We start from the raw sequence: 13,973 nt of genomic DNA, 5'->3' as shown, positions 1-13,973 counted from the left end.
CGGTGGACCACCGGCCCGAGGACACGGACTTCCATGAGGCAGCGGCCGAGGTGCTCGCCTGGGTCAACGGCATCGGCTGGCTGAACAGCACCGGCTTCCANGCCGTCGAGCTGACCGGGATGTATGACGACGGTGATCGACGTCATGCCGTCCTCACGCCCAGGACGATCAGATTGACCACCCGCATCGGGAGCGTCGTCATAGGAGGAGACGCGGTGGCCTCCGANCCGCCACCGCCGCCGGGCCCTCCGCAGGCAGCCGCCGCGGCCCGCGGTCCGGCGCTCGCGGAAGCCCTGGCGATTCTCGGNCGGACCAAGCACCTTGGGTGGGTCGAGCTCTACAAGGTGTGGGAGATCGCGAAGGACGGACGCGACCCGGTGGCACTCGGCTGGGTGACGAACACCGAGAAGCAGGCGTTCAAGCAGGCCGCGAACCATCCCGGTATCAGCGGACAGGCCGCCCGGCACGCCCGGATGCCCGGCACCCCGAACAAGACCTCGGCCATGGACCTCGCCGAAGGGCGAGCCTTCATACGGCGGGTGATCCTCGCCTGGATCGCGGCGGAATCGAACTGACGCCGGCGACCTACGGCTGAAGCTGCCCGGGAGCAGCGACGGCGGCGACCGCCATCGCGGCATGGTCGCTGAGGCCATGTTGGCGGGGAGCGTGGACGTAGTCGCAGCGGGTCAGGTCGAGCCGGTCGGTGGTGAGGAACGTGTGGTCGAAGCGGTAGCCGTTGCCGCCACGGCCGTACCAGCTGTGGCCGGAGGCGTCGGGGTGCAGGGCACGGTAGGCATCGGTCAGGCCGGCGTCGGTGAAGGAGCGGTAGAAGTCGTACTCCCAGCGGCCGAAGACCGGGTAGTGCGGGACGTGACCGGGTTCGACGACGTTGAGGTCGCCGGTGACCACAACCGGCCCGTCGAACCTGGCAAGGACGCCGGGCAGGGCCCGAGTGACCGCGTGTTGGAAGGCGCGCTTGTTCTNGTTGCGGCGTTCGGCCGGTCCTCGGGACGGGACGTAGAGGCNGACCAGACGCAGCCGCTGTCCACCGATCCGCAGGTCGACGGCGGGTGNGCGGTGGGCAAGGATGTCGACGCCGGTCGGTACGGGTTCGAGGGGCGCGCTGCGGGAGGCGATGACTGTGCTGTAGTCGGGCACGCCCGGCCGCGGGGCGTGGATGTGGGCGTAGCCGTGCTGCGCGAGTGCGTCGAGGAGCGCGGGGCCGCCGGGCCCGTGGCCGACTTCGGTGAGCACGACGATGTCGGCGTCGGGCTGCTGGCCGAGCCAGGCGGCCTGGCGGCGGGCCCGGTCGGGTGCGGCGTGCTGAGCGTTAAACGTGACCAGCCGCAGATCGGTCGTGGACACGGGCCCGGCCGGCGCGGGTGGGCTCGGGAACAGGGACTGCTGCGGGTGGCTCCCAGCGTCATAGCCACGCGGGTTCATGCGTGCGGGGGCGTTTCGTCGAGGAAGACGTCACCGGCGGCGTCGAGATCCTGCTGAAGCTGGCCGAGGGTGGCGCGGACGAAGCTCAGGTCGTCCACGGACAGCGGCGTGTCGAGGGCGGTGAGGTTCTCCCGGACCTGGTCGGGGGCGGTGAAGCCGACGAGCACGGCCGTATTGTCGGCGCTCTGAAGGCTGTAGGCCAGCGCCACCCGCACCAGGTCGCGGTTCGACGGGCCGAACCGTTCACGCAGCGGCGCGAGCCGGCGGTCGACGACTGCGAGGGCATCCAGGGTGTACCAGCGTTTGCGTTGCCGGTGATCCCCGCACCCGACACGCGAGAGGTCGAGGCTAGGCGGCGGTGGGCGCCCATCCGGAGACGGCGAAGTTTTGCCGCTTTCGGTACAGATCAACACCTATCCGCGTGTAGGGGTACGTGTTGTCGGNCAGGGCGTCGAGTGGGAACCAGTCGATGCGGGCGCATTTGCGTGGCTCGGCGTTGACCGGCTCGCCCTCCCACGACTGCGCGTGGAAGAACAGCCCGAGCCGAGCCTCGCCGTGCTCGTTGCGGAAGTGCACGGTCGAGGCGAGCGACAGCGACCCGCGGTCCAGGTGTAGGCCGATCTCCTCGCGGGCCTCGCGACAGATCGNGGTCGCGGCGTCCTCGCCGGCTTCCAGTTTCCCCGAGGGGAAATTCCACCAATTGTCCGCAAAACCGGTACCGGACCGCAAAGCCAGCAGAACGGTTTCGTCCCGGACGAGCAGGAGCATGACGTCGATGACACTGGTGTACGGCACGGCGGGCAGTCTCCCAACGATGCAGGTCAGCGGGTGGTCGGGTCGAGGCCGAGAGCGGTGAGCCGGTCGGCGATCCAGCCGACCCGCGCTCCGGTGGACATGTTCGGCGGTATGTCGTAGATCCGCTGCCCTACGGTGGCGCAGATACTGCGTACGACCCGGTCGGCGGCGGGCTGGATGTCGAGAACCTTCGACCGGTAGGGGTCGCCGATCTGGTGCTGGTCGAACTTGTCGCANCAGTAGAACACCGCGTCGTAGACATGCGCCCAGGCCCGGCAGAAGGCTTCCATCGCGTGCAGGACGGGGGCGTGGGGCCCGTCCGGGCCGCCTGGCAGGACGAGCCAGGCGTAGGCGAGGACGTTCGCGATCGTCTTGTCCGCGATGATCAGCCTGTGTTGGCGGGCGGTGCGTAGCTGGCTGGACAGCTGTGCGGCGAAGAGGTCGACCTCGGTCTCCAGGTCGAACTCACCGCGGCCGTGCACGACGATCTCCTCGATGAACGGGCTGTTGCGTGCCGGTTCGGNCACAGCGGCGACGTGGACGCCGCGTTCGCGGTAGTAGGCAGCGAGGGCGTGGGTCAGCGTGGTCTTGCCCGAGGCNTGGGTGCCCTCGACCGCGACGACGAGGCAGTTACGCAGCATCAGCGAGTTCCTTCCGCGACCAGCAGCTGGTCGCCGCAACCAGCGGGGACGGGACGCGGGAACACGCGCCGGGTCTTGTCGGAGGTGCCGCCTGCGCCGGTCATGGGATGCGCGGCGGCAGGTCGGTGAGTTGGTCCCAGGCGGCGGCCTCGACGACGGCATCGAGGTGGAGGGCTTCCCACTGGTAGCGGTCCGCGTTCCGCGCGGCGATCAGCGCGATCGCCAGTGCGTACGCGACGAGCTGCCGGAGGATCTGTGAGGCTGCCCAGAACCCGTCAGCCCCAGCCAGGGGGAAATCGGCGGGCAGGGCGTGGAGGGCGTAGCCGGCGCAAATGTCCGCCAACGTGACCGGGCCCGGTTGTCTGCCGGTGTCATGAAGGCGAGCCAGACCGCATTCCGAAGGCTGGCTGTGCCACGCGGCGCGCACAGCGGTGATCCCTCGTATGGGCTGTCCGGCGCTGGCGGCGGTCAGGGCCGTGAGTTGGTCGCCGAGCCGGTGTCCAGCGAGGATCGCTGCCCGACGTCGGGCCTGGACCAGCTGCGCATCGACGGAGGTCACGACGGCAGCAGTCTCCGCCGGAACCTCGGCGGCGATGGCGTGGAAGCCGAATCGCACCGTCGCGTCGGTCACCGTCAGCGAGCGTGTCCGTGGCAGAGGGAGGTACACGGCTGCGGCAGCGGTCGCGTTGACCGAGAAGGCGGCCAACAGGGAGGTCCGGTCGGCGAACGGCCGCCGTGCGCCGCCGAACGGGGTGTCGGTCCAGCTCAGGTTGGTCGCCTCACGCATGCGCGATCCGCAACGAGCGGCGCGCCGCCGGCGGTCGGCCGGTGCGGCTGGCCGTGTGGATCGAACGGCCCAGATACTTGGCGTAGTGGTTGCGCTTGAAGCGGTACCGCGCCCAGATCTCGGTGATCGACTCGTCNAGCAGGTTACCCAACGGTTCCAGCAGGTCGGGGGCGTCATAGACCGGCCAGGCANTNGCCAGCCCCCGCGGGCTGACCACGATCATGTGGCCTTCGGTGTCCGCCGTCCAGGCAGTCAGGCGTAGCGCCGGCCGCCAGTCGTGCGCCGTCCGCAGTTCGACCAGCCGCTCGAACGCCGCCGTGGCCTCCTGCACGGTGAGGAACTCGTGGTCGGCGAGGTCGAGCGCGTTGCCCTTGCGCAGCGGGAGGATCAGCTTGAGTTTCCCGGCGTCGAGCACGTCGGCGATCTGGAGGGTGAACGGGAGCGCCGTCAGCGTCGAACGGTAAACGACGGCCGACAGCGACAGCGGCAGACCNGCGTCCTGGAACGCGCGGACTCCTTCCATGACCTTGTCGTAGTCGCCGCGGACCCGGTTCGTCGTCGCACGCGGCCCTTCCAGGCCGACGTTGACGAACGTGACCTTGCCGGCAAGGTCACGCGCGTGCTGGAGTCCCCGCGTCGCGTTGGTCGGCAGGCCGATGACTGTGCCAGTGAACATGTCGACGATGTCCGCGATGTCCCGGCGCAGCAGCGGCTCGCCGCCAGACAGGAACACCCGGGGTACCCCAGCCAGGTTGTCCCGCATCCGTTCCAGCGCGGCCAGGGTGGGGTCGGGCTCCTGCAACGTCTCGGAGCAGAACGAGNAGTCGAAATTGCATCTCTTGGTGACCTGAAGGATCACCGACAGAGGGCCGGCTGCCTCGGACGCGACCGTCTCCAGGTCCGAGGACGCGGCTAGGTTGAAGTGGTGCCCGTCGGTGAAGACCACAGGTTCATCAGCGCGGGAAGACTCCTCGTCCCCGGCGGACCGCGCCGCGGGATCGACCGCAGGCACAGGTGGAGAGGATGCGATCATCAGGTCCTTCTCAACGTAGACGCGCACGCAACCGGCTTGGCCGACCGCCACCTTCGTGGCCGCCGGCGCTTTACGTCTCCAGCGTCCCAAGCGATCCACACCGCAGTCATTCCCCACAGGGCGAACATCTGATTCGAGTGTCGGCATAGCGCCTGACCTGCCAGGATGTAATCCGTCGAGTTCACAATTTCGTCTCGCCGGCGATGATCCGTTCGCGTCCTCGGACGAGGACGCGGGACGGCGTCTGGCGGACGACGGATACCTGGAGCATTCGCCGACGTTCCGGCTCGGCCGGCCGCTGCTCAACGAGGTCTTCTACCTGCGTCCTGACCGCGAACTCGGCGCTGTGACCGCTCCGACGCTGATCGTGCACGGCACGAAGGACACCTTCGTCCCCGTGGACAGCTCGCGGNCAGCCGTCGACCGGTTTGGAGGTGAGGTCCGCCTGGTNGCGGTCGATGGGGCGCAGCACGGCATCGCGGTCCACGACGACCCTGCCTACGCCGACCCCCAGACCCAGATCTGGCAGGAGTCCGTCATCCGTACAGTGGCGGACTGGGCCGGTGCGCAGCTGCGAGCGGAAGACTGGCCGTCACCGTAGCGTCTTTCAGATCGCGCACCGAAGGCCGCGCGACCCACGGCGTGAGCGNGTGCACCGTGCGGCTGACTTCGGTCCACGTGCGCAGGGAACCCCTGATCCGAGCGATGCCGAGAACCTTGGGTTCGGGGGCGACCGCGCCATCTGGATCAACGGCGCCGCTATGCCCGTTGACGGCGCCCAAGGCCGCCCAGTGCCCGAGGCTACTGACCGGCGGGGCCTCTCGTCGGGCGTGCGGATCGTCTATGTCTGGGGGTGGGGCCCGCTGTGTCTTTGAGGAGGAGAGCCGCGCGGCGGCGTAGCGGCTCTGNCAGCGCGAGGTTCTCGCCGTGTGTGGTGCTGTCCAGGATTTCGCTGATCACGGCGAGTTCGGCGTAATGGCCGGCTGGGGTGTCGAGGATGTGGGCGAGTTCGTGGCGGACGCGGGCGGCGGTGGCGGGTACGAGCAGGCTGTAGCCGTGGAGTGTCGCGGCGTCGTAGCCGGCCGGGGCGCTGCCCCAGCCTTCCCAATCGAGCAGATGAAGGTCAGGGCCGACCAGGTTCGCGAAGTGAAGGTCGCCGTGGGCCGTCGTCCATGGGGCGGTCACCTCACTGCCGAATGCCTGCGCGCCCAGGTGGCGGAGCATGACCCTGGAGAGATAGCTCCGATGGATCGTCAGACGGTCCGTCGGGACGGCAGAGATGGCGTCGAGCGCCTCGCGTAGGGCAGCCCACCAAGACGCGGGAAGATCCGCCGCTGTCGTCAGGATCGCGGAAGGGGCGAGGACGCGACCGGATACGAGATCGTACAGCTCGGCGCGGTAGGCCCACCGGCCGGCGGTCCAGTCGTGACAGCCGACGAGTCGCGGGCGGGGCAGGGAGCGGGGGAGCTGCCGCTGCGCTTCGACCGCGCCGTCCCAGAAGGTCGTGACGATCTCGTCGGCCGGTGAGCTGGCAAGGCGAAGCCAGCAGGCGCCATGCTCGGCGGACACGGGTCGTCCGAGGGTTCTGCCTTGCCAGCCCCAGTGGTCGACGGCGTCGGGTGCGGGCCGGACGTCGAGGGCGATGCATGCCTTTGTGTGGGNGGCTCGCATCCGATGGACGACGGCGGGCTGGTCAGGTTCTGGCCACATCGTCCGCTGCCGCTGCCTGCGGTTCGACCGGGCGGACAGGTGATCCGAGGATGCCGTCAGCGGCGGCTTGCGCGAGGACGGCCTGGGCTGGGCCGGACAGTCCAAAACGGTTCCAGTGGAAGATCACATGGTGGGCGAGGACGTCGCGGATGNCGCGCCTCAGCGAGCCGTCGTGGACGGCGCTGGCCAGCTGGCTGCCGGCGGTCGTGAAGGCGGTGAACCACGGCCGGGCGAACGTCAGTGGCTTGTCCTCGGCGAAAAGATCGGATTCCGCTCCTGTGTCGAGGGNGAGGAGGCGGCGCACGTTCCTCGTCGTGCCGGCTATCCGGTCGGAGTCTTGGCCGGTGTCGAGGGGACGCATCTGGGTCACGCGGTGCCAGATATCGCCCTGCTCATGCCAGTCCTGGCCGGCGGCGCGCATCAGGGCGCTGCACAGCAGCAGGGACAGCTCGCGTCGGCCGATCAGCTTCATCGCCGACGTGGCCGCATCGTGGCGGTGCAGGTAGTCGAGGACGACGCTGCTGTCGGCGTGGAAGAGCTGGTGGGCGATGTCCATCGCGGCGGTGCCGCCGAACACCGCAGTCTCGGGCTCGTAGATGCCCGGCCACCATCGCGTGACCAGGTTCTTCGCAGTCATGTCGTCGAGGACGCGCCGGACGAGCGCCTGGGTGTCCGCTGACCTCGTGGTTTGGAACCGCAGGCGCCAGAAGGGCGTCTTGCGGACGAACCACCAGGAGTCGATGGTTCCCTCGGCCTCTGCGTCGCGAACTGGTGGGTGGACCTGCGAGGCCATCGCGGTTTCGGCGGTCGCCCGGTCGGGGAACGCGACGTGCACCTGGTACCAGCCGGACAGCGCGGTCTGGGCCGCGAGCGCGGCCTGACCTGCGGCCTGGTAGAGCTCGACGGCGTCAGCGAGGTGGGCGGCCGGCAGGCCGATGCGGGCTGCGGCGGTGGTGATCGGCGTGCCAGCGAGGACGGCCCGCACCNCTGTCTCAGCGTCACGTGCCGCGACATTCCGGCTCTCGGGCGGGGTGCCAATCAGGCGATCAGGAGGCATGTGTCCCATCCGGATGACGGAAATCCGTTGAGGTCGGCGGTGTGCAGGGCGAGGGCGACGCCGGCGTCACCATCGAGGAGGCCCTCGTCCTCGCCGCTGCCGGCGCGGACGTGCCGGATGAGGGCGTCGGTTAGCCGAGGAAGGAAGGCGCTGATCGGGTGACCAGCTGTGCCGGTGGTCGCGTCGGCCGCGGCGCGGCGCGCGGTGAGGATCAGTCCCGCCCAGCCGTGGCAGAGGCCGGCGTCAACGACGCGGCCGGGCTGGACAGCTTCGGCCAGGCAGCTGGCGAGGGCGTGTTCGGCGNCCAGCTTGCGGGGCTGATCGCCGGTGGCGATCGCGGCGAGCTGCTGCGCCCGCGCGATCCCGGGCGTTCCGTAGCACCAGGACGCGGTGNGCCGGGTCGGTACCAGCTGGCGTATCTGCCCCGCCCTCCTCTCACCATCAGTGATCCACTGCGGCCACCATGTCCCGGTGTCGCCCGGTCCAGGGTCCTGCCGCCAGGCGTCGAACCAGGAACAGATCTGTTCGATGGCGTCTCGGTGGCCGTCCACGACGATTCCGCGGCGGGCANCGAGGGCGAGCACAGCCAGCGGGCCGGCGATGCCGTGGGCCATGCCGAGGTTGCCATGGCCGCCGGCGAAGTCGGCCGAGCGCTGGCGGGNGGGGGNCAGATCGGTCCACCAGCCCGGGAACTGGTCGCCGTGACGGCGGATCGGCTTGGTGAGGCGAACGAGGTAGCGGAGGACCTGGCGGAGGTCGTCGCCGTCAGGATCGACCTGGAGGTGGTAGGCGCCGAGCCCGGTCAGGCCATAGAGAAGGTCGAACTCGGTGAACGCGGGCGGGTCGCCGCGGGCGAGGCGCCCGTGGGCACNGTCGAGTCGGTCCCGCGTGAGGTGGCGGACCGTGGCGTGCAGGGTGGTGAGGGCACGCTGGTAACGCTCTGACCTCGCGGNGGCGGTGTGGACGGCGAAGGCGACGGCCGGAGCACCGACGTACAGGCTGGCATCGGGCCCGGCGTTGATCGGGGTGCGGGTGGCGGCGGCCAGCCAGGCGTGGACGGTGCTCCAGTCGCCGCGCCCGGCGCGGGCGCGTTCGATGTGCAGCAGTGCGGTGCCGGGCGCGCCCCGGGCCAGGGACTGGGAGAGCTTCGCGGCGCTGGGGCCGACCGTGGTGGGGACGGTCAGCCGGGCCGCGACAGCATCAGCGAGGTCGGCGCGGGCGTCGGCGCTCATGCCCGGCTCCGGGCGGCCCAGGCGAGGGCCGTGGCGCGGGCAAGCCGACGGCATTCCTGTTCGGCGGCCTCATCGAGTCCGTTCACCCGGATGTGGTGCATGTGGAGCAGCGAGTGAAGGATCGTGCTGGGGTCCGGCCCGCCTCCGGTGTGCAGCCGGTCTCGGTAGTGGGATAGTGCCTCGCGTCGGCGTGCCCACGAGTCGACGATCTGTGATCCACCGGGGATGGCGCGGAGCTGTGCGAAGTTCTTATGTGGATCAGCGAGCCGCAGAGTCTCGTCCCGGACCGACCGGTCCAGAGTGGGACCGGTCCGGGTCGTCACACTGNGGCCCAACCAGCGCATCGCCTCGTCGAGCTCCCCGGTGAAGGAGATCGCCAGGTCGACGAGACTGGCCACGGTCACAGGGACGGCGGCCTGACCGGGCCTGGTGGATCCGATGGGGTGCAGGAGCTGGGCGAGCGCGGCGGTGGAGTCGGCGGNGAACACGGTCTCGGCCGCTGCCATAGTCGGTCCGGTGCCATAGCGACCGGTCTCGGGAAGGTAGGCGTCCCACTGGACGCGGGCGACGAGCCCGTCCTCTCGCAGATGCGCCGCCCAGGCGGCGACTCGTCGCGCCACGTGCGCGAAGTCGCCGGGCTCGGTCAGCCGGAAGCGGAGCCTCAGGTGCGGGTCGGGGTCGCGATAGCGGAGGAACCATATCGCGGGCGGCGTGTCCCAGGCGTCGAACAGCGCGGGCAGGTAGGCGGTGAGGATCGTCGTGGCGCGGTCCGGGTGGCCATACAGCTTGACGTAGGCCCAGCCGGAGCCGCCGGGGAGGTAGCCGTGGCTCCGTAAGATCACGGCGGGTCGGCGGGCCGGCGACGGCTCGGGACGAGAGGGTTTCTGGGTGGCGGCGAACGCCGCGGTGATCTCGTGGGCGTGGCCGTCGAACCAGCCGCATGCGGTGGAGTCGGGCGCCTCGTGCAGGGTGACCTGCCCCCATCGGTCCAGGTCGGCGCGTAGCAGCTGGAGATGGGCCTTCTCCGTGAGGTCCAGACGTAGCCGCTGATCGGCCGCGCCTAGGTCCACGGCCTCAGGAAGCCGGTAACGCGCCCGGCAACGGGCCATGCTGTCCTCCCACACTTCCCAGGAGGCAGAGGCCGGTGCGACGTCGGCGGTGGTCAGCCGCCAGCACGNCGAAGAGAGCACGGTCCGGCCATATCGGACGCGGGGCAGGAACGGCATCGTCGCGGCGACTCCCCAGGAGAACGGGATGAGCACGGCCGATCCGGCCCGCGGAAGCTCGCACAGGAACCGGGCCAACGGATGCGCGACGTTGGTGAGCTCCACCGCGTTAAACACCGCCGGTTCGATCCTGCGCCCGTCGCGTCGGGAGATCAGGAAGAGGCGGCGGGCGTCGGCGCTGATCGCCAGATCGTCCAGCGGCATCGTGTCGTTCTCGCTCCGGTGCTCACCCAGGGAGATCACGTGCGGCAGGACAACGGGGGCTCTGCTCACGTTCTCGGTGCGTAGCCGCAGCGGCGGGCAGGAGACCTGCGCCCGGACAGCTCCGGCGTCTTGCGTGGGCAGCCCTGCGTAGGCCGTGGCTACGCGGCGGCGGTCCGCCGGGTCGAGCAGATCGAGGAATCGGCCCGTCAGGGTCCCCGCGGCCAGGGACAGCCCATTGACGACGAGGTCATAGCTGCCGCGTTCCAACGCCGCGGTGGTCGGGGCGTGCAGGTGGAAGCACAGTTCGAGGTGCGCGGGCAAGGTGGCCTTCTGATCATCGGCGGTGGGGTCGCGGAGCTCGTCGAGCAAGCGGTCGTCAAGCTCGATCTCCCGAACGCCGTCGAGGGCGGCACGCTGAGCGAGCGCGAGAAGCCGATCGTCTCGCGGGGCCAACCGTGGCGGGGGACGGTCGATGGTGGAGCCTCGGTAGCCGGCGGGGAACCCGAGGCCGATATCCGGGTCGACCAGGTCTCGCAGCGGAACCACGGCGCCCGGCCCGTATCGATCGAGGAAACGGCCGTGGTAGTCGCGCCATGCTGGTGGGCCGAATGGAAACGGAGTGAGGCGCATGATCGCGCTCAGCGCCTTCTCTGCTTCCCTCGCCACGTGAACGGGCAGCATGAGATCGCAGTCGAGGCGCAGGTCGAGAGCGGTAGTCGCTGTCTCTCCAGTCGCCAGCCTGGTCATCTTTCGGTGTGCGGCGCGTCGGAGAGGCGGCTGTTCCTGGGCGGCGGCGCGGTTGTGCTCGGTGAGCACCTCGTGGATGGCGATCAGCGTGGTGAGGGTGCCGGCGATGGCCGGGATCGAGGTGGCATCGGCCTCGGACAGTGCGGCGGCGACGTGGCTGAGCGGATCGGTGGCCGTCATTGGAGGGCGTAGGCCAGTCAACAGAACGCGACGTGCCACCAGCTCACCGAGAAGCCCATCGACCATTGACGCCGCTACCCCGGGATAGGCGTTCGCGATCTCCTGGGCCAGCACCGAGGCCCGGACCGGAACCCGCGCGACGTCCAGGACTCTCGCCACCGCAGGCGTGTACCGCAGGGAGACCTCTGCCGGCCCGTCCGCTCCGTCGGCGCCCGGCTGCTGACAGGGGATGATCAGTCTGCCGCCCCGGACCAGGTGGGTCGGATCGACCATGACCGGTAGGCGACGCACCAGCTCGGGGCACCGCTCCAGGCTGGCGACGACGTCCGCGAGCCAGGCCGCGTCCACTCTGGCCACGACCCGGTGCTCCGCACCCCAGCGCACGGTGAGGCGCTGGTCGAAACGGACTGGGGCGACTCCGGCGAACAGGCCGAAGGGGGTCGCCCGATGCCGACTCCGCAGCAGATAGCGGATCAGCGTGGCCGTCACCCGCCGCACCGGCCGAGGCTCGTGTACCCGCCCGTCGAGGACCGTTTGGACACGNCCGGCGAACAGCGCGCTGGCAACCTCGACTGCCTGGGCAATCGACTCCTGGGACCACACCTGCTTGATCCAGTCCCGCCAGCGTTCCACGTCCGCTGCCGAGTCGCCCGTGAGATCCGGCCAGGTCATCGACTCCGACTCGGCGGTGTGGGACGCTGCGCGGACGAGGGCCGTGTCGACCATCCGATACACCGGAGACGCCTCCTCCTCGTGATCTCCTGTCGTGCTGGAACCCGCGGCTCGCGGGTTCCAGCACGTGGCCGAGCCGGTCGGCTAGGCGACGCAGGTGCTGTTGGAGCACGCGCTCTGGCAGGTGCTCGTGCAGTTGTCGCTGGTGCTGTTCAGGAGATCGGGAATGATCGCGCCCTGCGTGGCGATCTCCACGTCCAGGTCGAAGTCGGCGGGCGCCGGGGTGAGGGTCGTTTCCATGGCGGTTTCCCTTCCGAAGGACAATGGTGGATAGAGAGGGCGGTGCTGGACAGGTGCGAGTCCCTGCTGGTGCGCGGAGGGACTCCGGTCACGGCCAGGAGATCGTGATCCGACGGTGCCGCTTGTCGATCAGACGACCGGCGGGAAGCTCCTCGGCGGGTGTGCCGAGGGGATGGGCCTCGATGCGGGCTTGGTCCTGGCGATGGTCGCGGTCCCAGAGGCGGATCTGTTCGGCCAGATGGTCCGCGAGGGCATCAGCGTTCGGGCCATGGCCGTAGACCCCGAACTCGAATAGGGTCCGTTCCTCACTGGTTGGTCGCACCGTCCGGTACGCGAAGCTGTCGTCGTCGGCCAGCGTCGCCACGCCCAGCGGGGAGACGGACGCGACCAGACCGCGCTCCCGGGCCTGCGGCTTCGCCGTCAGCAGGACGAAGNCGTCCAGGACAGTGGCCAGCCACAGATCGAGGTTGTCGAACGGCTCGAAGCCACCGACCGTCACGTTCGACCAGCGTTCCACCCGAGGCTGATGCAACGCTCGGGCCAGCGCGGGAGCGTTCACCTGCTGCCCCTCGTCGAGGCGCAGGCCGACCTCCTCGCCCTNGGCGCCGTGCAGCAGTACCAAACTCGTGCGGTTCTCCCCGACACCCTGCATCGGGACGAAGCCACACAGCTGGTAGTCCCGGGCGACGAGGCGGTCGCCGTCGAGGTCGAACGCGATGCTCCTGGTCAGACCCCGCATCCGTAGCGGGACGACGATCCGGCCACCAGGGGCCAGCTGGTCGACCCACGCCGGCGGGATGTCCCAGGCGCCGGCCGTGACGATGATCCGATCGAAGGGCGCGTACTGCGGCGCACCGAACTCGCCGTCCGCCCGCAGGAGAATGACCTCGTCATATCCGGCGGCCGGCAGTAGCTGGCGAGCCCGGTCCAGGACGCCGGGATCGATGTCGATCGAGACGACCTCGCCGTCCTTGCCGACCAGCTCGGCGAGCAGCGCCGCGTTGTAACCGCTGCTCCCGATCTCCAGGACCCGCATGCCCGGCCGCACCCCGNCCTGCTCCAGCATCATCGCCTGCACACGCGCGGCGGACACCGAGCTGATGCTGACCCCGTGCTCGTCCTTCTTCGTCACGTAGTGGTNCTCGGCGGCGTACGCCTTCTCCAACGGGACCTCCGGGACGAACAGGTGCNGCGGCACCGCCCGCACCGCCCGCTCGACCTCGGGAGTCACGATCGCCTTCAGCTCGCGCAACTCCCGCACGAGCTGCTCACTCAACCGGGCGACATCCTCCGGCCGAACATCGTCCTGATCAGGGATGGCGTCGGCTGCTGGGGTAGGCACCAAGCTCCTCCTTCACATNCTGGGCGCTTCATGATCGTCCACGGACAGGAGTGAACGCCTCGCAACAATGCCCCACTCGAAGGAGCAACACATTCCCCGCGATGGGAAGATTTCGTTCGGGCCTCAAGAGGACCACTGACCTGCGGAGACAGCGATCGGCACCTGCTCCGGTTCGGCCTGTCGGACAGGTAGGAGGGTCGAAATCTTCACCCGCCAAGTTATCCGCGGGGCCCCAGATCGGTCCTCATCGGAGGAGCCGGCGTCGATCCGGCTCGTCCTTCATCGGTCGCGCCCCGCAGCCTCGGCGGTGCGCGTCTGGCACATGGTGCCGACCCGGATCAGGTCTCCGGCCAGATCCATGCAACTAACCAACAAGCCGGCCACGCGGTTGCCGCGTCGTCATCGCTCCGTCAGCCGCCACGTCCCACCGACGATGCGGCCGGTTCCGTGATGTGGGCTAGGGCGATGGCGTCGATGNGNCGCGCGAGATCGAAATCGGCCTCAGTGATCCGGTGCCCGGCGTCGTGGGTGGTGATCCCGAAGCGGATGGTGTCCCAACGCAGGTCAATGTCCGCATGGTGGCCGATCAGCCGCTCGATGTCGG

9 protein-coding genes and 24 pseudogenes are annotated in these 13,973 nt (G+C 69.6%); 2 read left to right on the top strand and 31 right to left on the bottom strand.

Annotated elements, in window-relative coordinates; genetic code table 11:
- Window positions 1-308: 308 nt before the first annotated feature.
- The coding region (locus tag UK94_RS49195) for a hypothetical protein (RefSeq protein WP_235487585.1) at window positions 309-575 on the top strand (267 nt) is incomplete at its 5' end.
- A gap of 10 nt (window positions 576-585) precedes the next feature.
- Here the strand turns inward: UK94_RS49195 and UK94_RS49190 are convergent.
- From UK94_RS49190 to UK94_RS12110, 10 genes and pseudogenes are all read right to left on the bottom strand, one after another.
- Window positions 586-983, bottom strand: a pseudogene (locus UK94_RS49190) (endonuclease); the annotation flags it as partial.
- Window positions 984-1,026: 43 nt separating this feature from the next.
- A pseudogene (locus tag UK94_RS49180) lies at window positions 1,027-1,073 on the bottom strand (hypothetical protein); the annotation flags it as partial.
- Between the two features lies 1 nt (window position 1,074).
- Window positions 1,075-1,365 (bottom strand): endonuclease/exonuclease/phosphatase family protein (locus UK94_RS49175; protein ID WP_235487583.1); only part of this gene is annotated, 291 nt, incomplete at its 3' end.
- 74 nt (window positions 1,366-1,439) lie between these two features.
- Window positions 1,440-1,853: a hypothetical protein gene (locus UK94_RS12125; RefSeq protein ID WP_235487581.1), complete on the bottom strand. Its 414-nt coding sequence runs from the start codon at window positions 1,851-1,853 to the stop codon at window positions 1,440-1,442.
- A gap of 34 nt (window positions 1,854-1,887) precedes the next feature.
- A pseudogene (locus UK94_RS49170) lies at window positions 1,888-2,090 on the bottom strand (NUDIX domain-containing protein); the annotation flags it as partial.
- Window position 2,091: 1 nt separating this feature from the next.
- Window positions 2,092-2,211, bottom strand: a 120-nt coding sequence (locus tag UK94_RS49165; RefSeq protein WP_235487637.1) for an NUDIX domain-containing protein, incomplete at its 3' end; no start/stop codon positions are given.
- A 53-nt stretch (window positions 2,212-2,264) separates the two neighbouring features.
- A pseudogene (locus UK94_RS49160) lies at window positions 2,265-2,474 on the bottom strand (thymidylate kinase); the annotation flags it as partial.
- Between the two features lies 1 nt (window position 2,475).
- Window positions 2,476-2,761 (bottom strand): annotated as a pseudogene (locus UK94_RS49155) (thymidylate kinase); the annotation flags it as partial.
- 1 nt (window position 2,762) lies between these two features.
- Window positions 2,763-2,837: pseudogene (locus UK94_RS49150) on the bottom strand (thymidylate kinase); the annotation flags it as partial.
- A gap of 142 nt (window positions 2,838-2,979) precedes the next feature.
- Window positions 2,980-3,666 carry a hypothetical protein gene (locus UK94_RS12110; RefSeq protein WP_055749884.1) on the bottom strand — a complete coding sequence of 229 codons (687 nt, stop codon included), beginning with the start codon at window positions 3,664-3,666 and terminating at the stop codon, window positions 2,980-2,982.
- A gap of 1,683 nt (window positions 3,667-5,349) precedes the next feature.
- On the opposite strand from UK94_RS12110, the pseudogene UK94_RS49145 reads away from it, so the two are divergent.
- A pseudogene (locus UK94_RS49145) lies at window positions 5,350-5,574 on the top strand (hypothetical protein); the annotation flags it as partial.
- A 34-nt stretch (window positions 5,575-5,608) separates the two neighbouring features.
- Here UK94_RS49145 and UK94_RS12095 read toward each other — a convergent pair.
- The 21 genes and pseudogenes from UK94_RS12095 to UK94_RS73580 form a co-directional block, all read right to left on the bottom strand.
- Window positions 5,609-6,268: hypothetical protein (locus UK94_RS12095; protein ID WP_235487579.1), on the bottom strand; the 660-nt coding region annotated here is incomplete at its 3' end.
- A gap of 124 nt (window positions 6,269-6,392) precedes the next feature.
- Window positions 6,393-6,561, bottom strand: a pseudogene (locus UK94_RS49140) (hypothetical protein); the annotation flags it as partial.
- A gap of 1 nt (window position 6,562) precedes the next feature.
- Window positions 6,563-6,697 (bottom strand): annotated as a pseudogene (locus UK94_RS49135) (bacteriocin biosynthesis protein); the annotation flags it as partial.
- A gap of 1 nt (window position 6,698) precedes the next feature.
- The coding region (locus UK94_RS49130; protein ID WP_268761314.1) for a thiopeptide-type bacteriocin biosynthesis protein at window positions 6,699-7,244 on the bottom strand (546 nt) is incomplete at its 3' end.
- A 203-nt stretch (window positions 7,245-7,447) separates the two neighbouring features.
- A pseudogene (locus UK94_RS49125) lies at window positions 7,448-7,769 on the bottom strand (lanthionine synthetase LanC family protein); the annotation flags it as partial.
- A 1-nt stretch (window position 7,770) separates the two neighbouring features.
- Window positions 7,771-7,859: pseudogene (locus tag UK94_RS49120) on the bottom strand (hypothetical protein); the annotation flags it as partial.
- A gap of 1 nt (window position 7,860) precedes the next feature.
- A pseudogene (locus tag UK94_RS49115) lies at window positions 7,861-8,017 on the bottom strand (lanthionine synthetase); the annotation flags it as partial.
- Window positions 8,018-8,037: 20 nt separating this feature from the next.
- Window positions 8,038-8,127, bottom strand: a pseudogene (locus UK94_RS49110) (hypothetical protein); the annotation flags it as partial.
- 7 nt (window positions 8,128-8,134) lie between these two features.
- Window positions 8,135-8,337, bottom strand: a pseudogene (locus UK94_RS49105) (lanthionine synthetase); the annotation flags it as partial.
- A 1-nt stretch (window position 8,338) separates the two neighbouring features.
- Window positions 8,339-8,418, bottom strand: a pseudogene (locus tag UK94_RS49100) (hypothetical protein); the annotation flags it as partial.
- 1 nt (window position 8,419) lies between these two features.
- A pseudogene (locus tag UK94_RS49095) lies at window positions 8,420-8,698 on the bottom strand (lantibiotic modifying enzyme); the annotation flags it as partial.
- A 482-nt stretch (window positions 8,699-9,180) separates the two neighbouring features.
- Window positions 9,181-9,875 (bottom strand): annotated as a pseudogene (locus tag UK94_RS49090) (thiopeptide-type bacteriocin biosynthesis protein); the annotation flags it as partial.
- Between the two features lies 1 nt (window position 9,876).
- Window positions 9,877-11,598 (bottom strand): annotated as a pseudogene (locus tag UK94_RS49085) (lantibiotic dehydratase family protein); the annotation flags it as partial.
- A 273-nt stretch (window positions 11,599-11,871) separates the two neighbouring features.
- Window positions 11,872-12,027 carry an FxLD family lanthipeptide gene (locus UK94_RS32440; RefSeq protein WP_095212685.1) on the bottom strand — a complete coding sequence of 52 codons (156 nt, stop codon included), beginning with the start codon at window positions 12,025-12,027 and terminating at the stop codon, window positions 11,872-11,874.
- Between the two features lie 88 nt (window positions 12,028-12,115).
- Window positions 12,116-12,461 (bottom strand): annotated as a pseudogene (locus UK94_RS49080) (methyltransferase, FxLD system); the annotation flags it as partial.
- Between the two features lies 1 nt (window position 12,462).
- Window positions 12,463-12,627 (bottom strand): annotated as a pseudogene (locus tag UK94_RS49075) (methyltransferase, FxLD system); the annotation flags it as partial.
- Between the two features lies 1 nt (window position 12,628).
- Window positions 12,629-13,079: pseudogene (locus UK94_RS49070) on the bottom strand (methyltransferase domain-containing protein); the annotation flags it as partial.
- Window position 13,080: 1 nt separating this feature from the next.
- Window positions 13,081-13,167, bottom strand: a pseudogene (locus UK94_RS49065) (hypothetical protein); the annotation flags it as partial.
- 1 nt (window position 13,168) lies between these two features.
- Window positions 13,169-13,217, bottom strand: a pseudogene (locus UK94_RS49060) (hypothetical protein); the annotation flags it as partial.
- 1 nt (window position 13,218) lies between these two features.
- Window positions 13,219-13,369, bottom strand: a pseudogene (locus UK94_RS73585) (methyltransferase, FxLD system); the annotation flags it as partial.
- A 480-nt stretch (window positions 13,370-13,849) separates the two neighbouring features.
- Window positions 13,850-13,956: 4a-hydroxytetrahydrobiopterin dehydratase (locus tag UK94_RS73580; protein ID WP_268761313.1), on the bottom strand; the 107-nt coding region annotated here is incomplete at its 3' end.
- Window positions 13,957-13,973: the final 17 nt, after the last annotated feature.

It is taken from the genome of Frankia sp. AvcI1 (genome assembly GCF_001420875.1).
GTDB lineage: Bacteria > Actinomycetota > Actinomycetes > Frankiales > Frankiaceae > Frankia > Frankia alni.
Note: the sequence above shows the minus strand (reverse complement) of the source record. Positions and strands in the feature narration are given on the sequence as shown.